Raw genomic sequence first — 25,213 nt, 5'->3', positions numbered from 1 at the left:
CACTCGGAAAATAAATGACCAAGGAAGAAAATAAAAAAGAAAACACTCTGGCTGACTCTGTGGCAGCAGTCTGCGCTGCTGGATTGACTATTGTGGCAATGGCATTTTTAGGATTATCTAATCCACCCGAGGAAACAGGCTTTTTTCTTCCTCAGGCGCTACTTTACGGGTGCATTTTTACGGTTTTCAATTTCTTTACTTCTAGATTTTTCAAATGGCTATATTCTTAATTTGTTAGGCTAAGAGTTTGATAGAATAATGACACATAACAAGCCAAGTCAGCGGGCATTTTACTCGCTGAAAAACACTCATAAAATCCCCTTCTTGGGGCGTTATATTACTAAAAAAAGTAGAGTTTATTGCAATCATGAAAGTTAAACTATTTACTAAATCATTAAAACCAAAATTAAACTTTTGGATGAAACCTATTGGAAATCAAGATGGTGGATTAGAGGCAAAAATTAACCTTTGGCTTGCATCAAATCCTGATATTGAAATAAAAAATATTACTCAAACTCAAAGTGGCGGTTCATGGATGCCAGCGACAGTTGTGATAACTGTTTGGTACCAGTAGTAACATAACAAGCTAATAAACAAGGGCAAAAAACAGTTTGCTATTTTTTGCCCTTATTTATTATGGGGTTAAGTCTCTTAAGGAGTTTCGTGTCAACGGAAATAGAATTCCTAAATGATGACTTTGATAGGGCTGATTACCTTCAGAGTATAGTTTTAACAAAAGCTACAGGTGGTGAGCTTGAAAAACAGCATTATAGTCAAATGCGTAATCACTTTATGGTTAACCCTACTTATTCAAAATTGATACACAAGTTTAAAATTTAAAAATAGTAACAGAAAAATTAACAAGGAAATATGACTAAAGAGACGCTTGCAATGAGTGGTTGAATTCAATAAAGGATAATAATGACGATAACTTGCACGTCAACAGAATAAGAGCTAAAGCTATTTTTAGTTAATTACAAACGCAAACAACTGATAGCGCCTACACAAAAAATGATCATAGTTATTTGAGCTATTATTTACTTTTTATGATTTTATAGCCTCGTTTATCACTATAAGTTAGTTTGAATACCTGTTTAACCGGGTCATTATATTGAATATGACTAGCAACAATTTCATAACCTGATTTTTTACAGTTTATTTCCTCCATGAACCAGTTATCATCGAGCAATTCCGTGATAAGAATTTCTCCGTTGATACTTAACTCATGAATTATATGCTTAAAACCTTTTGCCTCAAGCACCAAATGATAATCAAGGTACTTACAATCAAACCTGCTTGTTGAGGCAGAAGAATAAAAAGAAACGAATAATAACGTAAATAATAAAGCAGACCGTAAAATTTTCATACAAACTCCAATCATATAGAATTTTATTAATAAGTCATCAATGGTTGATTTAAGTGAATAGTAAAGCTAAAAAAAATCAACCATTTATTGTTCATTAAAGCGTCGAGTTAACTATTTAGCATTAATATGCAACTTTAGCCTTATTCTTTAACTTATCTTTAAAAACAGGATAAAGATTATAAGTTGGATAAAATTCCACGGTAAAAGCTTTCCAAGCGCTTTGCTCTACTGCCAAGTTAACGTCTCTAAGCTTGTGTGCAGGTACTTCTAATGTAACTACCTGGCCAATGCCCATCATCACATACCAGCTTACAACCGTTACTCCTTTGGGCGGGAATTTATCAAAGAATTTCTGCTCTTCTAAAATTTTTTGATACTCTTCAAAACTATTGCTTTGGTCATGTTTTAACAAAACGGTAAGGAGTATTGAGTCTTCCGGCTGTGTCTCAGCTACAGGCGCAGCGATAGACATCAGGCTAGTTAAAAGCAGTACAAAAACTATATATAATTTAAACATAAAATTTCCCAATTGTTAGGCGAATTAACACTTAACAACTTACGATGGTGATTTATTTATAACATCCATGCATTCATAGACCTTATTTAAAATAACTTTTCTATGACGGTACTAATCCGCCATACGTTTTTCCAAGCCACTGACAAATAGCACGTCCGTCATTAATATAAGCTCTGTTAGTTTTTTCTGATAAGTTAATATTTTTCGGTTGCTCACCTTCAGGAAATATCAGTGCGGGACTATTCTGTAGGTCTTCACCAAGTAGTTTAACCAAGTCATGACGTGGTCTATCAAAATCAATTAATTTAATATCAACATGTTCACGCATTTGTGGTTGATAATCAAAGTATCCCATGACCAAGGCGCAGTCAGGACAAAATTGATCCGCGGCTTTACCATAGCCTGGCTTTAGTAAAAATAGTTGTGGTTTTTTCATGATATTCATCCCAATTTTATATAATTATTATTTTAAAATTCAAAAGATTACGTTTTTAACAAAGAATAATTAAAACAACTAAATCAATGCTAAATACTTAGCGAGTTAGTTTTTTAATCCTTCTATGATTCAACACATATCCAAGTAATATAACACTTTGAATGACGATGGCATAGAAACTATACCGGAGTCATTATCTCTAATACAATATCGCTAACGGACTTCACCCAAAACATTGTTTTATATGTATTTATTTGATAGTTGAAATGAGTTTGAATAAACATCATCAATAACGGTAGTAAATTAATTTTAGGTGTTAGTTAATAATACGCTGGTTTGATAAAAACCAGCGTATTCACTCATTTTAGAAACTAGCTTTAAGACCAGTAAAGATATATCTACCTTGTGCATCGTAGATTTGTGGATATGTATTTCCTCGACCAGATGTTTCTGAACCGCCAAAACCTGCAATAGAAGTTAATGGTGGATCTTGATCAAGAATATTATTTATACCAAACCTTAATTCAATGTTATCGTTAATTCTATAGTTTGCAGATAAATCAACGTAACTTGTTGCCTCTAACTCATCAATAATAGGACTAGTATTACTACCATATTGTTTAACAGTTCCTATATGACGCCATGTTAGCGTCATCGCTAACGCATTTTGGTTCCAACCAATAGACGCCCAGTGTCTATATTCTGGTCTTGGTGTTCCACAAGAGCCGCCATAATAACCTGCGCAATCGAATGCATCTTCACCAGGTAAAGACTCTTCTTCGAATTCATTAAGCAACGTGGCAAGGTAATTTAGTTTTAATGAACCATATGAACCGATATCGATTGAGTATTCTGCTCCTAAATCAATACCTTTAGTAGAAAGGCTACCTGTATTGATGTTGGTTGCTTGAATATAACTTTCATCGTCAGTTAGCCAAAGAGTACCTGCTTCATCACGATTTATTAAACCACAAAAGAATGAGTCTCCACTATCCAAGCATTTCGTCAAAGCAAGCTCAGGAGGAACAGTACCAACAAAACCTTCTACTGTAATATCAAAATAGTCAACGGTAATACTTAAGTCAGGAATCGCTTCAGGTGTAATAACAATACCTACCGTAACCGTATCAGACTTTTCAGGTTGAAGGTTTACATTCCCCCCTGTTAAAGTTGAATATTCACCAGTAGAGCTATTTAATATTTGTCCATAAGTATCTGCTGTAACACCCGTTAGCATACATTCCGCAAGTTCTCTAGCTGGCTCTGGCGTTGATGTTGCAGGATCAAAGTCACCGGCACAAGGGTCAGTTAAGCCATTCGTACCTGCAGACATAGAAAATCGACCATTCGCTTGTGAGCTGAACAATTCTACTGGGTTAGGTGAACGCGTAGCACGTTGGTACTGTGCACGAATAAGTACATCTGATGTAGGTACCCAGGTTAAGCCTGAAGAATAAGTATCCTGTGAACCTGTGGTATCGTAATCAGAGTAACGGTATGCCCCATTTAATACTAATTCCTTAAACCCTTTTTTTCCCTCAACTAATGGAATTTGAAATTCAGTAAAAAATTCGGTTACCGAAACATCACCCTCCACAGGCTCTCTAACAACTGTTGTGCTACTGCTTGTGTCTGGTGTTAGTTCAAGCGAGTCTTTACGGTATTCGAAACCGAAGACTATTTGCATTGCACTATCAGCTGCTGGGCTCATCAAACCAAAACGCTCTAAATCACCAGAAATACTAGCGCCAAGTACTTGCTGTGTCGTTGAGCCAGTACGTATGCTTGGTGCTGTTAAAAAATCAGTAGCTGCAGGATCAATTGCACCGGGCTGGAATATATTCCAAGGTAGACAGTCAGGCTCTTCACCCGACAACGCTGAACGACAAACAGGCTCGCCTGTTGCAGGGTCGGTAACAACATCAATAGCTAATGCTGCTTTCTCTGACAATACATCATTGACCAGTATTTCCGTATAATCAACATTTGAGTATTGACCAAAAATTTCATAATCAAAATCTTCAAATACAACGCCTCTTACACCTGTAATCATACGGTTTGTAATCAAGGTTGACTCTGTAGCACGAGCGCCACCTTCAATATTACGTCGTCCAATAGTAAGCGGTGCTCTTAACACACCATCCGCATCGGTATAGGTAACACTTGAATCACAAAAAACAGCGTTTTGATCATCACTTAGTAATGGATTATCACAATTTATACTCGTCGTTCTGCCTAATGATAAGCCCCCTGGCGCAATTTGAGCTGTCGTATTATTTCGTGTGAAGGAATAATCCATAAACCATTCAGCTTCCGATGAAATGTCGTAACGTACAAAAGTACCAAAGGTTTGACGTTCGCGTGGGCGTTGTAAATAATTTCCACCAACATAATTGTAGGCATCAGTTTCACCAGAGTAATTTCGTAGTAAACCCGTTTCTTGATCAACAGCGAGGTTAAAAGCACCTTCACCAATTCTGCTAAATACAGTATTCTCTGGCTGAGTTCCTGAACCTGCACAACTAAATTCAGTGCCGCTATTAGTTAGTCCTAATGGACACGAAGAAATATCTCTATCTTCCCAACGCACTTCTCTGTCTCGTGAGTAACCCGCATAGGCAGTAATATTACCTTTACCATTATTTAAATCACCACCTGCAATGATATTAAAGTCGACACTTGCCCCATCAAACTTTGAGCCTGGATTAGGCTCATCGTAGCTTTCTAATAACTGCCCCATTGCACTATTATCATTTTCAGCATAATAAGTACTCGCTTGAGTGTTAATTTCAACCCCTTCAAAGTCCCGCTTCATAACAAAGTTAACAACGCCAGCAATAGCATCGGCACCATAAACGGCTGAAGCTCCGCCTGTTAATACTTCTACACGCTCTATAAGTTGTGAAGGTATTTGATTAAGATCTGCGGCAACAGAGGTAGGAGAGCCAAAAGGCAGACGTTTTCCATCTACTAACACTAATGTTCGATCAGCACCTAACCCACGTAGGTTTACCGTTGCTGTCCCCGTGCCTATTCCCGATGAAGAGCTTTGTGCTGATAACGCTTGAGGAAGGGTATTAATTAAATCTTCGGCTCGAGTAATACCACGAATTTGTACTTCTTCACTACCAACAACCGTCACAGGGCTGCTTGATGTTAGGTTTGTATTTTTAATTCTAGAGCCAGTAATAACAATTTTTTCTACCGCAGTAGCTTGAGATACCTGACTATCATCTTCTGGAACACTTTGTGCTCCGGCATTAACGCTAACAGCAGCAACTAATGCACTCAACACACCATTACGAACAGCAATGTTTTTTTTATTTTTCATGTCTTCTTTTTCCTCATTATTATTTTTTTGATGGCTATTAACAGGAACATAAATTTTAATAGCACCATTTTTGGTATAGCTACTCGCTAAGCCAGAGTCTTTTAGAAGGATCGTAATTGCTTGCTCTAACAGGTAATTGCCAACCACAGCATTCGCCTGTACCGCTTTTGTTTCTTTGTAGGGAAATAACAAGACAGTACCTGTTTGAAACACTAACTCGTTCAGCGCATCAGCAGCATTCATTGCTGGCACATTGATACTAAAAACTTGCTCACTTGAATTAGCACCAATCACAGTAGTTGAGCAACAAATAGCGACAATACTTATCAAGTTCCTTACAAAGCTCAATACGACCACTTTAACGCTAACTAGCACAGTAGCCTCCAATTAATGAAGACAAAATAATGTGACAAAACCGGACTTTTTATTTTATTTATTTTTTTTATTAAGATAAATAAAGCAAATACTTTCATTAAAACTCCTCAGGAGCGCTAACAACCTGTACATGGTTATAATTTAAGTGCTTTATTTTCAACCCAAAATTAGCTTCCAAAGCTTTGAACATTGAATCAGTATCCCCCACTTTTATCTGCCCTCCAATTTGTATGTGACGTAATTCAGGGTTAACTATTTCAATTGAGACTGGAATGTAACGGCTAATTTCTTCTATAACTTCTTCAAGTGACTCCCCAGAAAATATTAATAAACCTTTGCGCCATGCAAGTTGCTTTCTTTTCTTATCATTTTCGCCAATGGGTACTAATTTAATTAACGGCTTTTTATTTGATAAATCACTAACATCGCTAGAGGATACTGTATCAACTTTTTTCATCGTAACCCCCTCTCCTGCTGTTACTACCCCTAAGCCATTAACAGCACTAGCATTATCTCTATTACTGTCAGACATTCTCTTTGCTGGTCTACCAATGGTTGGAGGCGCTTGGTTTAAGTCATCATAGCTTAAATCATTGTGCTTATTGCTTTGCGAAAGGTTTAGTGAGATAGGTAGAATAGAGGCAAGTTCGACACTTCCTTCAGTAACAAGTACATCAACATCGCCTTTATTAATATAGACATTAAAAGCTGTACCTACTGCTTGTACACGCCCATTACCAGCATACACTCTAAAAGGCTTTTGTTTATCTTTAGCTACTTCAAAGTGGACTTCGCCTTGCAACAAACGAATATCACGAAATTCATCACTATAATTGACTTGAATTTGACTATTGGTGTTTAATTGTATTCGCGAGCCATCTGCAAGCATAATCATTTCTTGTTGGCCCACAGCAGTCGAATATAACCCATTACTGTTGGTAATATTTTGATAACTAAACCAATAACTAAAGACAACACTCAATACGACTATCATAGCCATAATCTGAGCTTTATAACGAATAGAGTGTTCAATATAAGATAACAGGCGATTTTTACAAAGTTGTGTAATACTTTTAGGTTTAGCCAGCTTGCTTAAAACATTAGAATGCGTCCAAAAAGCATTCAAACTTTTAAGCGCTTTTCGATGTGCAGGGCTTCGTGCTAACCATTCTTCTAGTGCCAGCTCTTCTTGTTCACATAAAGGTTTATCACTGTCTAACCTAACGAGCCAAACTAATGCTTCTTCATCGATAACTTCGCGATCGGGAAATTCTATAATATTTTTCATCATATCACCTAGCTTGCGACCCTTTCTTTACTGAGCTTTGTTCCGTTTGATTATCAGGCTGATTAGCCTGACGAATATAATCTCGGCAGCTCCTTGTGCCATTACGTAAGTGTTTTTCAACGGCACTGATAGTGATGCCAAGATGTTCAGCTATTTCTTTATGACTCATACCATTAACCTTACGTAATAAAAATACCCGGCGACATTTACTTGGTAATGCATTAGCAGCTTTATAATATAACATCACTGATTGCTGAGCTTCTAGCTCATCTTCAAGCGTATCTTTACCATCGACAGGAATCGAGGCAAGTCTATCTTCAATGTAAACTGTCATCTGCCTAGATTTTCGATTTAGTTCATTAAGTGCTACATTTTTAGCGACTCTGAATAAATAAGCTTTAGGATTATTAATATTACTTTTATTTTCAATGTTAACGGCTTTTAAATAAGCCTCTTGAGTAACATCTTCAATGTCTTCATCTTTGGATAAAAACCGTTTTAAGAAATTCTTTAAAAAATCTATATTCTCGATAAAAGTACTAGAGACTCCTGTATTTTTCGAGCTCTGCGCCCGATATTCATTTTTTACAGAAGAATCTCGTTTAATTTTTGTCATTATAAAACACCTGTTCCGCAACTAATTGCTGAATTGATAAAACCTCGTAATTAAAAGTTCAAAACTTAGACATAATTTTCAGTAAATTATATTTATTACAGATACACATAGATAAAAAAGCATAAAAATCGAGTTTACTTTATTTTCTATTACCCCCTAGCTATAGGCTTTATTCTTTTCATCAATTATTAATCCTTATAACAACCAAATTAATACCCGTTTTAAAACACAGTTCATTAAAGATACGAGTATTGATGTAAAAAGGTTATACGTTCGATAATTTTGATACATTTCAAAACTATTGTTTTGGTTATACTTTAATATAATAGTAAGAAGTATTCAGTCTTCCGGATGTGTCTAATTTATCTAAGATACTCGTTTATAAAACATCTTAAAAGAATAATACAAGTTAAATTGTGAGTAAAAACAAGTAGAATAATAACTTATCTACCTGATTTAAATCATTTACGAAGTAATTAATTTAAAAGAAGAGGTGTTTTTATATGTGCAGAGTATTAACTATGGTAGTAAGTATATATTCACGATAAAAAATAGCCTAACTTATTATCGTGAATGAGAAGAGTTATATCGATTAATCACTAATAATATTTAAGCTCACAACGGATTTATCACTGTTTTTAGCCTGTGAACGTTTAATTAAATCATATAAATTATGCTGCGAACTTAACATACAATAAATAGCTTTAAAGTAATCTCTTTTATACAGCTCTTGTACTTGTTCAGGTTGAAGGTTATTCAATACATCTTCATTAATCGCATATATACCTCCAGCCTGATGTTTTTCACCTGTAGCAAAGGCAAACTCAAATTTTATCGCTTTAATTAAGTTTTGCTGCGTAAGAAAGTCAATAAAACTCACCGTTGCTGCTTTTTGTTGTGAATTGCTCACTAATTCTTTCGTGATGGTATTAAATAGTTCGCTCGGTTTACCTAATGTGAATAATGCATCGCCTTCGGTTTCACTTAAGTAATCACTTGTTGTATCTGCTGCTACATGCCACTTTTTTTTCTCTGGATCAGTAACAACTAATGAAAAAGGCCAAGTTCTCATCGCTAAAGGAACATAAGAAGCTTGCCACTCTTGGGGGGAATAATACAAATTTTCATTTTGTATCAAACCAAACAATGCAATAGAAAACAATTGACCATTATTTTTATTTTTTATAAAGAATAATGGAAAACAACTACTTGCAGCAGGGAATTCATGCATATTAATCGGTACTAATTGTTCAGATTGAACATGAGGGAAGTGATGGTTTTTTATTTTTTTTAAATCACCATGTACTTCAATAGTTAACTTTTCGATAGATGTGTTCATCTTAAATCCTTGAGAATCCATATTGCTTAATGCGGTTAATCAATGCGCGATGTTGAGGTAAATTAGCACATAAATTGTATTGTTCTTTCATTTTCATTGCTATCACTTTATCTGCTCTACTTGTCTCATTATACAAATGACCACTATTCGTAAAATCAGTTTGAAAGCCCATGCCATATAGTACATATTGATAACTCGCTGCACGAAAAACGTCAAATTGACTTGGAAAATCATAGTCAGACGGGGCTTCATATTGCCACGCTTCAAGGCGATTTTTAAGTGATGTTGACATAGAGTTCGGAGCACGATTATCAACCCAAAAAGGTTCATCCCTTTTGCTTAATACATAATGTAATTTTATAAAGTCGATCACGCCGTTCCAGCGTTCAATAAATGCGTTGTTAAAACGTTGAGCCGTATTTTTTATTGCATTATTATTTGCAGGAAATTGATCCGCTAACATTGCTGCCGATGTTTCAATAAACATTAATGCTGAAGCTTCTAATGGCTCAATAAAGCCCGCAGCTAGACCTATGGCAACACAATTTTTTTTCCAAAAAATTTCTCTGTGTCCGGTTTTAAACGTAATTTTTCTTGGTGTTAATTTTTCAGACTGCTCACCTAAATAATGGTTTAACGTTTTTTCTGCTATAGAGTCCGTTGTATGGTGGCTAGAAAATACATAACCAATACCACGTCTATTAGATAAACCGATATCCCAAATCCAACCACTTTCTTGAGCAGTAGATTGCGTATAACAAGGAATAGGACTATCTGGATCAGAATAAGGTTTTTGTAACACTAAGGCACTATCACAAAATATTTGATTACTTTTATCTACAAAATCAACATCCATAGCTTTACCCAGTAAAAGGCTATTGAAACCACTACAATCAACAAAAAAATCACCTTTAATTTCACCTGACTCATAACACAGTAAACTTTGAATATTACCCGTATTATCTTTAATAACGTCTTTCATATCATCTTGAATATACCGAACGTTCAAATTTTCAGTACAGTGTTTTTTTAGCAAAGCACAGAATTTTTTTGCATCGAGGTGATAACCATAATTGGCTATATCTTTGTATTCGGCTGTATTTAATGTTTTTGGCGCGAGTCCATGCTCACATACAGCCTCTTGACAGCTTACAGTAGATGAAAATGATTTTTCACTCCACTTTTCTGACTGCCAGTAAGGAGCTAAATTAATGTGGGGGTAAGCTTTTGGTGTGTTAAATGGGTGGTAATAGAAATCTTGGTTTGAATTATTTGTCCAAGAAACAAATTTGCTAGCTTGCTTAAATGTAGCATCACATTGGGTAATAAGATCGTTTTCACTTATCCCTATTTTCTTCAAGGTTGCCCGCATAGTTGGCCATGTGCCTTCACCTACGCCTATGGTGCCAACCGCTTTTGATTCAATAAGCGTTATAGTGTTACTTGTCGATGATGGACTAAGTTTATTTGCTAATACCCCTGCACTTATCCACCCCGCGGCACCGCCACCAAGAATCACTATATCTTTAATAGCTTTTGGCATTTGTTGTTCCCCACTTACTTCGCTATTAATAGTTAACCTCAACTCAATTTATTTAAACTCAGTTCAACTAATGTAAGCTTTAATAAGTTTATTCTTGAAAATTGAGTTGAGGTTGGTTAGCTTCAAAGCGCACATCTCGCTTTGAAGCTATGCCCACTAAAACGTATAACGAGCGCCAAATTTAATGGTACGGCCATAAATTTGAATTGAACCTGGTAAATCACTACGACCTTGGAAAGTGCGATTTTGCTCATTTAACAGGTTATTACCTTCAAGGAACAATTGAGCATTGTCACTTAGGTTATAATTAAACGATGCAGTTACCATAGAAACGGCTTCTCCAGTCGTTTGATAATCATCACCTAATGGACTATAAGGGTCAACAACATAATCACCCGTATAATCTAGTGCAATTTGTGTACTAATTTTGTCTTTTTCATAAATTAATGATAATGAATAAGACGTATCAGCAACACCCGTTAATGGACCCGCTTTTTCACCGTTAACAATAGTACTCGAATCAGTGTACGCATAACTTGCGGTAACACCAAAACCATTCTCGAAGAATTTTTGTATTGCTATCTCAATCCCTTCCACTTCTGCTGAATCACCATTAATTGGCTGTGTAACAGTAAAAGATTCACCTGCGATTGTGACATTGGTCGTATTTGATGTAATAAAACCATCTAAATCTTTTCTAAATGCTGATGCACTCAATAAACTATTTTCGGCAAAGTACCACTCGATCGCGATATCAAACTGATCAGCAAAAACAGGTTCTATATTAGCATTACCACTTATGTCCATTGTAAATAGACCTGATTGCGCATTATCAGTAGTAAGTGGAGCCATTTGATCCAGTGTTGGACGAGACAATGATTGCCCAGCACCAAGCCTCAACAGTAAGTCTTCTTGAAGGTAGATACCAAAGTTGGCAGCTGGCAATAATTTACTATAATCACCTTTAGCTAATTGAGCTGCACTATCTGAATACTCAACATCCCATGAAGGGTTAGCTGCATTTGGATCTACGATTTGAATAGATAATATTTCGTTATATGAATAACCCGCTGATACATCAGTACTTATATACCTAACACCAACATTACCAAACCAACCTTCGCCTTCAAAGTTAGCTTGGAAGTAAGCTGCGGTTGTGTTTTCTTCAATATCATATGAATTTACAGGATTAATTACTGGCTCCCATAATGCAGATTCATTCTCACCAAAGGTTCGTGTGTTACCAGCATAATCAGTAATCGTTTGACCGTCAGATGCAGCTAAACCAGCAGCATAATCAGGGATACTAAAAATAGGGAAAGAGCGTGGTATATCAGCACTGTCACCTTCAAAAAAATTATCAAAAGGAAAATCTCGTACTACATCAGCCCCTACCTCACCAAATGTGAAAGGATAACCACAATAGTTACAAGCACCTGTTTCATAGTTATTATATGCTGTGTTAGTTTTATTTCTGCTGGTGTAAGCTGCACCAAAATCAACACTAGTCAGGTACTCACCATCGAGTTCCCATTCAGCATCCATAGTATAACCAGTTACGGTATCTTCAATGTCACTACCGTCACGAGCAGCCCAATGTGGAGAAAAGTCGTCATTACCAAAATCATCAGAAGTACGACCTTCTGTCCAATTTGGAATATAATCAGGTAGTCCTCCTTCATTTAATTGATATCGTCCTGAATGAGCCCCTGGTGAACCCGCTACCACGAATGTATTTTTACCACCTGAATCACGAGAGGAGTTTGAACGATATACATCGGCTTTTATCGTCAATTCATCTGTTAACAGGTATTCTGCATTTAACGCATACATACTAGTATCTACGGTACGATGCTCATCTAATGTAACGACTTCCATGGTTACATCAGCAATATCCATCCCTGTTACTACATTGCCATCTAATGTGATATTAGATAAGCGATCTTGTGCTTCACTCTCATCAACCATATAAAATGATTGAGCAAAACCCGTTTTATCAGCTTCTAACTTTGTAATTAAAATATCAGCTGTTAACGATAAACGATCGGTTGGTCGCCATTGTAGAGTAGAAGTAATACCATTACGTTTAAAGTCAGTTTCATATGCACCTATGCCATAGGAGCCTGGCATAACCAAATTTTGTTCATTTTCTGTAATAACACCATCTTCATTAACATCGTATTCAATACCATCGTTAACACCGAAAATATAATTATCAAACATATCATCAGATCTTTCTGTGCCTGAAGACGAACTGAAGCCAACAATAAAGCCAAAGGTTTCATCATCGTTGGTATTACTGAACACGCCATTAAATTTTTTACCAATCTCTTCTGAAAAATCGTTATAATCTCCAGTAATAGATACCGCACCATGCATGCCTGGGTTAGTAAACGGTCGTGCTGACTTAAGGTTAACAGCGCCACCAATACTACCTTCAAGGTTCTTACCTTGAACTGTCTTCCATACATCGGCACCACTTATCATTTCAGATGGGATAACATCAAAAGCAAAGTTTCTGCCTCCATCATCTGTTGCCAGAATACGGTTATTTAAAGTAACGATAGTAAACTCAGGGCCTAAACCTCGAATATTAACATATTGAGCTTCCCCACCTCTTGTTCTACTAACCGTAATACCTGGAATATGCGATAAAGAATCAGCTACGTTATCATCAGGAAAACGACCTAATTCTTCCGCAGCAATTGAATCAACAAGTGAATTTGCATCTTTTTTATTAGCCAGTGATTCAGCTAAACTACTTCTTACACCGGTAACAACAATAACTTCAGATTCTTCATCTGCAGTTTCTTGTGCACTAACATTAGCTGTCGCAAGTATTGCTGCGACAGCTATAGACAGCGTTGTTTTAGTAAATTGATTTTCTTTTTTATTTTTCATGACGTGTACCTTCCCTACTATTATGTTTTTTTTATAGTTCACTTAATGTTAATTCCGCCCTAACACCGAAGCAAAACGAAATCAACATCAAAGCTTACAAAAACAATACTGAAGTAAAATGAAACCACTGTCAAGCATGAATATGCACAATAAGAAAGGTAATGAAAGCAACCAAAGATAAATATTCGTAATAATAAGTCAGTGACTATTATTATGTGATATAGATTAAGTAATGAAGCAGAAAACTTGCGGTAATTGAATTAACGAAATGATATGGCTTTGCCATTAATTTAGAATAATAAATCAATAGCAAAGCCAGTAATAAGACCCCTACTCCAGTTATACATTTTATGTTCAGAAAATACAGCTCTGCTATAGACGCATGAACTTGGTACAACTTATTCTGCCTTACAATAAAAATTAAAACATGATTTACGCAATTAGTTACCCTTACAACACGAACAGCAGTTACGAAAGTGGATTTTCATGAAGTATCGACGGCTAATATTCACCACTCTTTATAAAACTAACAACTCGTTGCTACTCTATTTTTAGCCGTATTTAAATTTTGATAAATAACCTTTTGATATACATCCAGTAACAGATCCACCAAAGTACAGCCCATACTAATGCACTCGTAAGCACCTTGGTAGTAAACTGACCTGTCCAAGAAAATAATGCATAAGTAAATGGATGCAGTATAGTCTCAATAAGATCAGCCCCACCTACATGTGCAAAAAGATAAATAAAAATAGAATTCATACTCACAACGCCAAAGAACAACGGCCATCGCTTGTTAAACTTTTTAATATCAACAATCCAATATAAAAAAGCCAATGTTAATATTGACCAACCGCCACTTACAATAACGAACGAAGACGTTGCTATTCGTTTAATAATAGGCGTAATTGGATCTAATAAATACCCTACTATTACAAGCGCACTTCCAATAACAATCATCTTTATAAGCTTATTGGTAGCAGGTTTATCTGCCATCAACAGCTTACCAATGACCACTCCCCAAATAGTATGGGCAGCAGTAGGTATCATATTAAAAGACACCCAACCACCATTAGAATCACCGCCATAAAGTTGATCTAGCCATGATCCAAAATTTTGATTCATCACAAAGGCATGGTTATATCCTTCAACAGGAAAAAGGCGATATAAAGCTTCCGTCAGTAATAAAAGGCTTATAGAAAAAAGCACTTGAAATCTAATCGAGCGATTTATAACAAGATAAGCTATAGAATATGCTCCACCAATTTGTACTAACACATTTTGAAAATAGAAGGTAATTTCACCCGAGGGTATACAGTACAATGCCCACCCCATCACAACGAGTGTTAACGCTCGCTGATGAGTATGCCTTGCAATACTCTGACTTGTATCTCCTTTCTTTATACGGCTTTGGATCGCATAAGGCATAGAAAGACCAACAATAAACATAAAGTAAGGCTGAATAAGATCCCAGAAACGTAAGCCATGCCATGGATGGTGGTGAAATTGACTATTAATTGCAGTGACGAGGCTATTGCCAAAAACTTCAGGGGTGAAGTAATTGAATATATTAACAAACTCACCAAGCAGCAAAAACATTGTTAACCCACGAAATATATCTATTGATAATATTCTCTCTACTGACTTATTTTCAGTTTGCATTTCATACCTCAACTTCAATCACTATCAATGAGTAACTCAACTTTATAAAGATTGCTTATGCCAATGACGAACTTTATGCCCTTTCACGGCATAAAATAAAATAAATAGATAACAAGGCAGCATTACCATATATGAACTTTGGGAATTACTCGTCGCTTCAGTTAAAGCACCATAAGCCAAAGGTAATAGTGCTCCTCCCGAAATCCCCATAATTAATAGAGCTGAGCCTGTTTCTATATGCTTACCTAAACCACTTAAAGCCATTGGCCATACTGCCGGCCAAACTAATGCATTTGCAAAACCGAGCAAAGCAACATATAAAACTACATCAGGCAAATAGCCTACTTCTTGCCAGAAAATTAAACTAGACCAAACAACTGCGCTATCTTTTGGTGTAATCATAATGAGAAAAGTGAGTAGCAAACCTAATACAGCCGACAACATTAGAGCTGTTTCCTGTTTTATAAATCGAGGAATACTGAACATACCAACAATGTAAGCGAGTACCATAAATGCCATGGTATATGAGGTAAGTTGACCAAAATTTTCAACACCAAGTTCTTGACCAAACAAACCGATAGTATCACCAGCGATAACTTCAACACCGACATATAAAAATAAGGTAACTACACCTAAAATAAGTTGCGGATAAGCAAAGATAGAATCATTATCATCGTGTTGTTTTTCATCTTGTTTTTTTTCTGTCGAATTCATTGCAGGCAAAGGTGATAGTTTGATAAAAATAGCTAAGACAACAAGCGTTGCTGCCATAATCAAATAAGGGTCAGCTAATCGTTGGGCAAGCTCATTTAATTGAATATTGCGTTCAATATCACTGAGTGCTGCTAATTGGTTTTCATCAAACTGTCCCATATTACCTAGAATAAAGGCAGTAAAAATAATCGGCGCAACAACCCCTGCACCTTTATTTAGCAAACCCATAATACTAATTCTAACCGCAGCCGACTCTTCAGGTCCTAAAAGTACAATGTAAGGGTTAGCTGCCGTTTGTAAAATAGTTAGTCCTGTACCCAACATAAACAAACCGAATAAGAATATGCTAAACATGCGTTCATTAGCCGCAGGAATAAATATTAGTGAACCAATTGCCATCACTAATAAACCTAACATCATGCCATTTTTATAACCAGTACGCTTCAATACAAAAGCCATGGGTAATGCCATTACGGTGTAAGCGATATAAAAAGCCATGGTAACAAAGTAAGCCTCCATATGATTTAGCTCACAAGCAATTTTTAAAAACGGAATTAAAGAGCCGTTTAACCATGTAACAAAGCCAAAAACAAAGAATAACGTTCCTATAATGAACATTGGTATCACACTAACACTTTGTCGTATATTTGAATGATTAGTAGCATCCATATTGATTTACCTTATCAAGTTGTATTAATTTCATTGTTACACAAAAAAAAACACTTTGAAAGACCGTGAAAACATTTGAAATAAAATACAACAAAAAAAACAGATAAGAAAGTAATAGTAAGGAGATGCATCAGTATGTGCGTAGAAATGAAAAATAATATAAACATGCAAAACCTTCCTAGGTAACTAAATACTTCGTTAGAACGTTAAACAAGGACACTAAATCAATGGTGAAATGTTGTTAATTGCTATTGAGAAAATTTATAGCCGAAACGATAAATGATAAATGATAAATTAAGGTGGAAATCTCAAACAAAATATTCTCATCATCACGGTTTTAATGGCTTGATCTCGAAATTACCAACAGAGTTACTGGCTTATTATCTTTAGAAAAATAAGCCAGTTCTTACTATTAATAATGCACAGAAGGACTATATATGTTGTGCTTAATTGCTTTTAAGTTGCTTCATCATGCTCAATAATTACTTTCTTAAACATGATCACCAATCATTCTTGCTTTAGTAAGCTTAATGAGTACCCGATTGGTGCTAGATGAGCGAATTAAATTAGTATACTTGCTTGCCTGAAATCCATGTTTGTTCAACTGACAAAGAATTGCTCAAAACAACAAAATCAGCCTGACAACCTTCAAATAATCGACCTCTGATAGATTGTTGATTTACATAATTTGCAGGGTAAGCGGTAGCCATATTAATTGCTTCACCTAACTCTATATTAAGAATTTGATGAGTGTTTTTTATCGCAGTAGCCATATCTAAAACTGAACCCGCAAGCCCACCAGTTGGTGAAGTTAACTTACCTCCGTCAAGAATAACTTTCCGGTCAAATAACATAAACTCTTTATCATCGGTACCTAGAGGGGGCATAGCATCAGTAACAAGAAATAGTTTACCTTGAGGTTTCGTTTTAATAGCTAATAGACATGATGCAAAATCAACATGATGACCATCGACGATTAAGCCACAACTGGCCTTATCATTAAGCAGTGCAGAGCCCACGACTCCTGGCTCTCTTCCTTGTAATGGAGACATAGCATTAAATAAGTGAGTAAAACCGTCAGCACCAGCATCAATGGCTTTTTGCGCAGTTTCAAAGTCAGCATTAGTATGACCCAGACAAACTTTAATTCCCATATCAACCATACGTTTAATATCTTCAACGGAAACATTTTCAGGAGCTAAAGTGACTAATATTTGCCCTATGTCTTTACGGCTCAATACTTGCCATTCTTCATCAGTGATTTTTCTAATATATTCCTCACTGTGAGCACCTTTTTTAGTAACTGACAAATGCGGACCTTCAAAGTGTATACCGATAATTCCCATCACATTATTATTAATAGCTTCAGCAATAGCATCTGCTGCTTGCTGCATTACCGATACTTTGTCAGTAATTAATGTCGGTAACATTGCTGTTGTGCCAAACTTTATATGAGCCTGCATTATTTTTTCAATGCCAGCGGCTGTTGGCGTGCTATTCAATAAAACGCCTCCCCCACCATTAACCTGCAAGTCAATGAAACCAGGAACCACCAGACCCGACAGGACCTCATCACTTTTTGATATGTCGTTATCAATTGCTACAATTTTTCCTTTTGAAAGTGTAAAGACTTTATTTTCAATAAAATTTTCACCATCAAAATATTTTTCTACATGTAAACGTTTATTAGTCATTTCAATACCTTCAATAAAATATTAATTAATAGGGTCGATAAAACAGCGACAAGTGTCATAATGCTTATTTTTCAAACTCATGGTTTTTTCCTAAAATAGCAGCACCACGTACACCACTAGAATCGCCAAAAACAGCGCGTGAAATAATAGGAGATTCGATCCCTGTAAATAAATGTTTATTAATCGCAGCTGGAAGCCCCTCAATGATTTCATCGATTTTAGACAAACCACCGCCAACAACGATCATATCTGGATCATAAGATAAAACTAACGTGCTGAATGCTGAACCTAAAAACTCCATATAACAATCAAATGTTTTAATCGCTATTGGATTATTATCACGTAAATCAGTGACAAACTGAGTCGTGCTATTACTATCGCTACCAAAATGTTGATACAACCAACCTAACCCTGGGCCTGCAATATAAGTTTCACTGCAGCCAATTAAGCCACAACCACATTGTCGTGGTTTTATATTATATTTATTTAACAAAGCACCTGATGCCGGTAAATGTCCATACTCACCAGCAGTATTATTTGTACTTTTATACAACTCACCATCGATGCATAAACCGCCTCCAGCACCAGTGCCAATAATTGCCCCATAAACAATAGGCAAATTACGACCTGCTCCTTGATTACTTTCTGACAATGCAAATAATCGACAATCATTAGCAACAGCGACATTTCGTCCTAAAATATTATCTAAATCTTCTACAATTAACTTACCCGTTGCACAACGGATGTTCGCTGATTTAACCCGTTTATTTTTATCGATAATACCAGGCATCCCAATACCAATACTACCTTGTTGACCTGTACGTTTATCTGCTTCATTAATCAATGTTGTAATTGTATAAAGAAATTCATGATAATTTTCAGTTGGCGTTGGCACTCGCCAACTATCAATCATTTTCATTTCATGATCGAAAAGTCCAATTTCAATTTTGGTCCCTCCAATATCCAAACCATAGGCTATGTTGTTTATAGCTGACATAATATCGTTTTATTTTCCTGAAAATGGGTAGGAAATAGCTATTTCCACCACTAAATTAAGTGAGTTTACTAAGTGTGAATCAAATGGTAACTTTTCTTAAGGTAAGTAATCAATAAGGTGATTAACACTGCTTTCAATTTGGTTTTATTTACTTTTTTTGTACATTAAAAAAAGTGCTTTTATTTCTATTAAAGAGCGAAGAGATCACCTTCAATAAAAAGTAAAAGCACGTAAATATCTATTAGGTCATAATTTAGCTGACAATACCTAACGGTTTAGCTACTTTCCACATACCACGAGTAAAATCAGGTATATCTTTACTGTTGCTACGATCGGCAACAGAAGCCATGCTTTGTGGAAAAATAGATGACCATGCCGCTGCGTCATACACATCTTGATCTAAAGGCTCACCATTACGTAAACAATAAACAATACGATACATCATTAAGAAATCCATACCGCCATGGCCACCATTTCGTTTAGCTTCCGCTCCCATACGAACATATAAAGGATGCTCATATGCCTCATACCATTTACTCATATCTTTATCCCAATGATGGAAGCTTGCTTTAGCCGGCTCTTCGCCTTTTTTACCTCCAGCTTTCCATTTAGTTAAATTGTCTTGATATTCTTTTTCATAAATAGCGGCAATAGCTTCAGGCGGCTTTTCTAAGGCAATACGATCAGGGAAACCACCAAAAGTACCATTGGTACCTTGAATTAAATTATGACGTGTATAAGGACGAGGACTTGTTGTATCGTGCTGTACCATGATAGTACGGCCTTTTACTGTTTTTATGATGCTGGTGTTCATGTCCCCAGCAATAAAATTTAATTTATTACGCGCATGATCTTTTGGAAATTCTCGTTGGGCATAAGCAGCACGACCAAGTGCAGGAGAGCTAACAGAAGTAACATAATCAAACCTATCACCACGATTAATATTCATATATTGAGATACAGGACCTAAACCGTGTGTTGGGTACAAATTACCATTATGAGTTGTATGCCAAAGTGTACGCCAAGCTCCTGTTTTGCGATCTATTTCTTTCATTTGCCAACGTAGATCGTGAATATAGGCTGCTTCACCATGGAGTAAATCGCCAAAAACACCTTGGCGAACCATGTTCAAGACCATCAGCTCTTCTCGGCCATAGTTAACATTTTCCATCATCATACAGTTTTTTTGTGTACGCTCGGCGGTATTAACTAATTGCCAACATTCTTCTAAACTGGTTGCTGCAGGTACTTCAACAAAAGCATGCTTACCGCTTTCCATCGTTTCAACAGACATAGGTGTGTGCCATTCCCATGGTGTTGAAATAATAACAATATCAATATCATTTCGAGCAAGTAGTTCGCGGTAGCTATACTTAGATCCAGTATAAACATCAGGTGCTTTAAAACCTTGTTGAGTTACGTAATCAACAGAAGGACCAATGACAATAGGATCGGTATCACAGATAGCTTTAATTTCAACACCATCTAAATGACAATAATGTTTAACGTGGCCAGCACCTCGTTGACCAATACCAATAAAACCAACTCGAACAACATCCATTTTAGGCGTAACTAAACCTATTACAGATTTACCTTGTGCTTTTGGTGATGATAATTGACTCGCGTCTGCCGCACAGGCAGAAATAACTGCAGTAGAGCCTAAAATAGCAACAGATTGTGCTGCAGTTTTGAGAAAATCACGACGTTTTAAATCTTTCATTAACTGTTCTAACCTTCATTATTGTATTTCATTTGCTTACACTTTACCCATAATTAAACATAAAAACAATAATAAAAATAAAAGAAGTGTAAGCTTTATTAATATACACATCTTTAAATATCTATCTAAACTAATAATAAAGGCCATATAAGAGACTTCATGAATGTAAATATATCGTCAATAGAAAACCAATAAAAAAAGGTAGTGAAAGAGATAAAGTAAATAGCTGAAGCTTATGTATTGCCAAAGCAATATAAAAGGGATTATTCAATAATTATAAAGGTTAGTCTCAAGCAATATTCGTAAAGAAAACCTAAGATGCACATAATATACTTTAAACAACTGATATTACTGCAATAATTTATACTTTTTTCAATTTACTTATACTAAAAATGACAATAAATACATATTCATTCACAAAATAGTTATATAAATAACTAGCAACTAAAAATTAGTCAGCTGTACAATGGTAAGATGAAAATAAACTTTATTAATAATATAAATAAAATCAGCCCAGAACATTGGCAAAAATTAAATAGTTCATCTTGCCCTTTTCTTGATTATGATTTTTTTAATGCACTTGAAGAAAGTCAATGTGTTAATAGCACACAAGGTTGGCAACCTCATCATTTAGTTTCAACAACGAGCAATGATCTAGCTGCTATTATGCCAATGTATTTAAAAAACCACTCTTGGGGTGAATACGTTTTTGATTGGGATTGGGCTGAAGCTTTTAAACGTTATAACCTAGATTACTATCCTAAACTGGTAGCGACAATTCCTTTTACCCCTGTTACTAGCGATAAGTTACTTACTTCAACTCACCAAATAAGCGATTTCTTTACGCCATTAATAGAGCATTGCCACGAAGAAGACATTAATAGCTGGCACATTTTATACTGCGATAAAGTAACAACAGAATTACCAGACGATGTTTACCAACGTAATACGGTACAATTTCATTGGTTTAACCGAGATTACAAGACTTTTGATGATTTTATCAATACATTCTCTTCACGTAAAAGAAAGAATACACGTAAAGAAAGGTTGTCTATTATTGAGCAAGGTATTGATATACGTTTACTAAAAAAAAATGAAATTACATCAAAAGATCTCGATTTTTTTTATTTAACTTATCAACTTACTTATTTAAAGCGTGGCCACCAGCCTCACTTAAACATTGAGTTTTTTAAGCAAGTAATATCTAAAAAATCCGATAATGTGTTACTAGTTATTGCTAGCCATGAACAAGAAGATATTGCTTGTGCGTTATTCTTTTATGATGATTATCAATTATATGGAAGGTATTGGGGCTGCACTAAACAAATTAATAATTTGCATTTTGAGCTCTGTTACTATCAAGGTATCGAGTTTTGTCTCAAACATAACCTACAAATGTTCAATCCGGGCACGCAAGGCGAGCACAAAATACAAAGAGGCTTCGAGCCAGTGTTAACATACTCTTATCACTGGATAAAACATCCTGCTTTTAAAGAGATAATTAAAAACTTTTGTCAACAAGAGCGATCGCATATGCTAACTTACCAAAAGCAATGTCAGCAGATGCTACCCTTTAGAAAATCAAATTAATGAGTTAAAAATACAATGAATAAACCTTTTTCACAAGCATCCGAAAACAATAAACAGCCTATTTTAGCTATTTTAACAAATGTACTTTCAAATAATACGCATGTTTTAGAGATTGGCTCTGGTACTGGACAACATGCTACTTACTTTGGACAGCATCTACCACATTTAACCTGGCAAACCAGTGACTTACCTGTTAATCATCCAGGTATTCACTCATGGTTAGATGAAGCAGCATTAACGAATGTATTAAAGCCTATCGTGATTGATTTAAATGAAAATTGGCCAATAAGTGATACAACTATAGATGCAATTTACACAGCAAATACATTACATATAATAAGCTGGGCACTTGTCGTTAAGTTTTTTGAAGGTATTGCTAATAATTTAAAATCTGGCGCTAATGTTTGTATCTATGGTCCATTTAATTACCAAGGAAAGTTTACTAGCGAAAGTAATGCTAACTTTGATTTATGGTTAAAAGAAAGAGATAAAAATAGTGGTATAAGAGATATTGAAGCAATATTAGCGTTAGCCAGCTCAGCAGGCCTTAACTTAGTAGACGATCATACGATGCCAGCGAATAATCGTCTACTAGTGTTCAAAAAACAGTAAAATATTTTTAATCTGAAGGTAGTAACGTAACATTTAGCGCTTTTAAAGACTTAGCAATATCTTCTGCAGCAGTAGCAGGCTTAACATTTTCATCTATTTTTAATATTTTTCCTTCTTTAGATATATAGAAGGTCACTCGGCTTGCTACTTTAAAAACATTAAGTACATCATACGCTTTAGCCGTTGCTTTTGTTGGATCGCTTAACATAGGGAAGTCTGCCGAAGTTTTCTTAGCAAAGTCTAAATTATCATTTAATGGATCAACACTAGCCATAACATAGCGCACATCGTATTCTCTAATGAGATGGCCTTGTTCTACTAAAGATTTACATTCAATTGTACACCCACGAGTATTCGCCATTGGGTACCAAGCTAAAACCACCGCTTGTTTACCTTGATAATCGCTGAGTTGAAAGTATCCCCCTGTAGTAGCTTGTAATCTAAAATTTGGCGCTTGCTCACCAACTTGTAAACTTGTGGCGAATAAATTAAAACTCAATAAAACAGCAATACAAGCACTTATTATTTTTGACAATTTTTTCATAAAACTCCCTCTTTTATATTTACGTCAACAAAAAATTAAACATGATATTTATTTTTTATTTTTTATTTTTTATTTTCAAATACAGCTAATACGGTTAACGCCTCATTAAGCAATATTAATGAGTTATCATCAAGTTGATAAAAAACAGTATCATTTAAAACATTAAAGTAGGTTTGTTCATTTATTTCAACATTCATGCAAGCCATTTTTGTTGAGGCTATGTTATTAAATTTTAGTTTACCAAGCCCATTAACCAAATCTTCAGCAACAAAGCGTCCAAAAAAACGATTACACCCAGAAAAACCAGTTACACTATTATCGTTAACATGCAGAGTCATACTTTTTACTGGCATTTCATTTTGCGTTGTATTTTCTTTCACGCCATTAAGCTCTCCTAACGTCCAATTTGTAGAAGTAAGCGCAATAGCTGACATAGTGACCTGCTCCATACTTTTTAAATCCTTGTTGTATTGACACCCCATCAATACAACAAGTGAAACGATAAAAGTTAGCACTAATTTTTTCATTGTTATTTTCCTAGTAAATGAATCACCATATTGACATATATAGAGAAATAAAACGATCAAATATTAAGCAGCTTGATAGAGTTCTAATTAATTAGCAATAAAGATTACTTCATAATACTGTTAACAATACGTGATTTTTATAAAGCCGATTTAAAAACAGATAATACCAACCTCACTAACTATGTGATCATTTCTACTTGTTAAAATCACCAACTACATCGTTATTTATTTAATAACTAGTTGTTCACTTAATTAATGAAACTGGTATAAAAATGACTCTGAAAGGCTTTATCAAATATATAAGTGTCTCTTGATAATTTACAATAAAAAAAGGGTGAATAATTTAATATTCACCCTTTTTTCATCAACTTTCTTTACAAGGAAAGTAGCTTGAAGCTTAACTTTTAAAAAGCTACTTCTTAGCCAATTTCTCTTTGATACGTGCAGATTTACCTGAACGTTCACGAAGATAGTAAAGTTTCGCTTGACGAACGTCACCGCGACGTTTCACTTCAATTGAATCAACAATTGGGCTATGTGTCTGGAATACACGCTCTACACCAACACCGTTCGAGATTTTACGAACAGTGAACGCAGAATGTAAGCCACGGTTTTTAACAGCAATAACAACACCTTCAAATGCTTGAAGACGTGATTTATCACCTTCAGTAACTTTTACTTGAACTACAACAGTATCGCCTGGAGCGTAATCTGGTAGGTCTTTTTTTAATTGCTCTTGTTCGAGCATTTCAATAATTTTACTCATAATACC

22 protein-coding genes are annotated in these 25,213 nt (G+C 35.4%); 5 read left to right on the top strand and 17 right to left on the bottom strand.

The window, feature by feature from the left end:
* The first annotated feature begins 14 nt into the window (after positions 1 to 14).
* From Q4503_RS14565 to Q4503_RS14555, 3 genes are all read left to right on the top strand, one after another.
* Positions 15 to 230, top strand: coding sequence for a hypothetical protein (locus Q4503_RS14565; protein ID WP_215974323.1), 216 nt, complete (start codon positions 15 to 17; stop codon positions 228 to 230).
* Between the two features lie 137 nt (positions 231 to 367).
* A complete protein-coding gene (locus Q4503_RS14560; protein ID WP_215974324.1) occupies positions 368 to 574 on the top strand; it encodes a hypothetical protein in 207 nt (68 codons plus the stop codon).
* 89 nt (positions 575 to 663) lie between these two features.
* Entirely contained in the window at positions 664 to 840 is a 177-nt protein-coding gene (locus Q4503_RS14555) for a hypothetical protein (protein ID WP_215974325.1), read from the top strand.
* Between the two features lie 193 nt (positions 841 to 1,033).
* Here the strand turns inward: Q4503_RS14555 and Q4503_RS14550 are convergent, their stop codons facing one another.
* The 14 genes from Q4503_RS14550 to Q4503_RS14485 all read right to left on the bottom strand — a co-directional run bounded on the left by Q4503_RS14550 (position 1,034) and on the right by Q4503_RS14485 (position 21,168).
* On the bottom strand, positions 1,034 to 1,366 hold the full coding sequence (locus tag Q4503_RS14550; protein WP_215974326.1) for a hypothetical protein: 333 nt from the start codon (positions 1,364 to 1,366) through the stop codon (positions 1,034 to 1,036).
* Positions 1,367 to 1,487: 121 nt separating this feature from the next.
* The gene (locus Q4503_RS14545) at positions 1,488 to 1,883 is read right to left on the bottom strand and encodes a hypothetical protein (protein ID WP_303602709.1); all 396 of its coding nucleotides are present in this window, start codon (positions 1,881 to 1,883) and stop codon (positions 1,488 to 1,490) included.
* 100 nt (positions 1,884 to 1,983) lie between these two features.
* Positions 1,984 to 2,319, bottom strand: a complete 336-nt coding sequence (locus Q4503_RS14540; RefSeq protein WP_215974328.1) for a DUF3088 family protein — start codon at positions 2,317 to 2,319, stop codon at positions 1,984 to 1,986.
* Positions 2,320 to 2,683: 364 nt separating this feature from the next.
* Entirely contained in the window at positions 2,684 to 6,025 is a 3,342-nt protein-coding gene (locus Q4503_RS14535) for a TonB-dependent receptor (protein WP_303602708.1), read from the bottom strand.
* Between the two features lie 97 nt (positions 6,026 to 6,122).
* Entirely contained in the window at positions 6,123 to 7,313 is a 1,191-nt protein-coding gene (locus tag Q4503_RS14530) for a FecR domain-containing protein (protein ID WP_303602707.1), read from the bottom strand.
* 4 nt (positions 7,314 to 7,317) lie between these two features.
* The gene (locus Q4503_RS14525) at positions 7,318 to 7,929 is read right to left on the bottom strand and encodes an RNA polymerase sigma factor (protein ID WP_303602706.1); all 612 of its coding nucleotides are present in this window, start codon (positions 7,927 to 7,929) and stop codon (positions 7,318 to 7,320) included.
* A 592-nt stretch (positions 7,930 to 8,521) separates the two neighbouring features.
* Positions 8,522 to 9,268 (bottom strand): SapC family protein, encoded by a 747-nt coding sequence (locus tag Q4503_RS14520; RefSeq protein ID WP_303602705.1) that lies wholly within the window; start codon positions 9,266 to 9,268, stop codon positions 8,522 to 8,524.
* A gap of 1 nt (position 9,269) precedes the next feature.
* Positions 9,270 to 10,811 (bottom strand): tryptophan halogenase family protein, encoded by a 1,542-nt coding sequence (locus Q4503_RS14515; protein ID WP_303602704.1) that lies wholly within the window; start codon positions 10,809 to 10,811, stop codon positions 9,270 to 9,272.
* Between the two features lie 156 nt (positions 10,812 to 10,967).
* Positions 10,968 to 13,712: a TonB-dependent receptor gene (locus Q4503_RS14510; RefSeq protein ID WP_215974334.1), complete on the bottom strand. Its 2,745-nt coding sequence runs from the start codon at positions 13,710 to 13,712 to the stop codon at positions 10,968 to 10,970.
* Positions 13,713 to 14,273: 561 nt separating this feature from the next.
* The gene (locus Q4503_RS14505; protein ID WP_303602703.1) at positions 14,274 to 15,374 is read right to left on the bottom strand and encodes an acyltransferase family protein; all 1,101 of its coding nucleotides are present in this window, start codon (positions 15,372 to 15,374) and stop codon (positions 14,274 to 14,276) included.
* Between the two features lie 42 nt (positions 15,375 to 15,416).
* Positions 15,417 to 16,757 (bottom strand): sugar MFS transporter, encoded by a 1,341-nt coding sequence (locus tag Q4503_RS14500; RefSeq protein WP_303602702.1) that lies wholly within the window; start codon positions 16,755 to 16,757, stop codon positions 15,417 to 15,419.
* Between the two features lie 566 nt (positions 16,758 to 17,323).
* Complete coding sequence (nagA, locus tag Q4503_RS14495; protein ID WP_303602701.1) at positions 17,324 to 18,451, bottom strand: N-acetylglucosamine-6-phosphate deacetylase; 1,128 nt, start codon at positions 18,449 to 18,451, stop codon at positions 17,324 to 17,326.
* 64 nt (positions 18,452 to 18,515) lie between these two features.
* Complete coding sequence (locus Q4503_RS14490; protein ID WP_303602700.1) at positions 18,516 to 19,448, bottom strand: ROK family protein; 933 nt, start codon at positions 19,446 to 19,448, stop codon at positions 18,516 to 18,518.
* Positions 19,449 to 19,701: 253 nt separating this feature from the next.
* A complete protein-coding gene (locus tag Q4503_RS14485) occupies positions 19,702 to 21,168 on the bottom strand; it encodes a Gfo/Idh/MocA family protein (protein WP_303602699.1) in 1,467 nt (488 codons plus the stop codon).
* Positions 21,169 to 21,642: 474 nt separating this feature from the next.
* Between Q4503_RS14485 and Q4503_RS14480 the strand changes: the two genes are divergently transcribed.
* Both Q4503_RS14480 and Q4503_RS14475 read left to right on the top strand, forming a co-directional pair.
* A complete protein-coding gene (locus Q4503_RS14480; protein WP_303602698.1) occupies positions 21,643 to 22,758 on the top strand; it encodes a GNAT family N-acetyltransferase in 1,116 nt (371 codons plus the stop codon).
* A 15-nt stretch (positions 22,759 to 22,773) separates the two neighbouring features.
* Positions 22,774 to 23,370, top strand: coding sequence for a DUF938 domain-containing protein (locus Q4503_RS14475; RefSeq protein WP_215974339.1), 597 nt, complete (start codon positions 22,774 to 22,776; stop codon positions 23,368 to 23,370).
* Positions 23,371 to 23,377: 7 nt separating this feature from the next.
* Here the strand turns inward: Q4503_RS14475 and Q4503_RS14470 are convergent, their stop codons facing one another.
* The 3 genes from Q4503_RS14470 to rplS all read right to left on the bottom strand — a co-directional run bounded on the left by Q4503_RS14470 (position 23,378) and on the right by rplS (position 25,207).
* The gene (locus Q4503_RS14470; protein ID WP_215974340.1) at positions 23,378 to 23,914 is read right to left on the bottom strand and encodes a redoxin domain-containing protein; all 537 of its coding nucleotides are present in this window, start codon (positions 23,912 to 23,914) and stop codon (positions 23,378 to 23,380) included.
* 62 nt (positions 23,915 to 23,976) lie between these two features.
* Complete coding sequence (locus tag Q4503_RS14465) at positions 23,977 to 24,441, bottom strand: META domain-containing protein (protein ID WP_303602697.1); 465 nt, start codon at positions 24,439 to 24,441, stop codon at positions 23,977 to 23,979.
* A 412-nt stretch (positions 24,442 to 24,853) separates the two neighbouring features.
* Positions 24,854 to 25,207 (bottom strand): 50S ribosomal protein L19, encoded by a 354-nt coding sequence (rplS, locus tag Q4503_RS14460; RefSeq protein ID WP_215974342.1) that lies wholly within the window; start codon positions 25,205 to 25,207, stop codon positions 24,854 to 24,856.
* Positions 25,208 to 25,213: the final 6 nt, after the last annotated feature.

It is taken from the genome of Colwellia sp. 6_MG-2023, from assembly GCF_030547765.1.
Taxonomy (GTDB): domain Bacteria; phylum Pseudomonadota; class Gammaproteobacteria; order Enterobacterales; family Alteromonadaceae; genus Colwellia.
The sequence above is the reverse complement of the archived record's forward strand: the minus strand, read 5'-3'. Positions and strand labels throughout refer to the sequence as shown.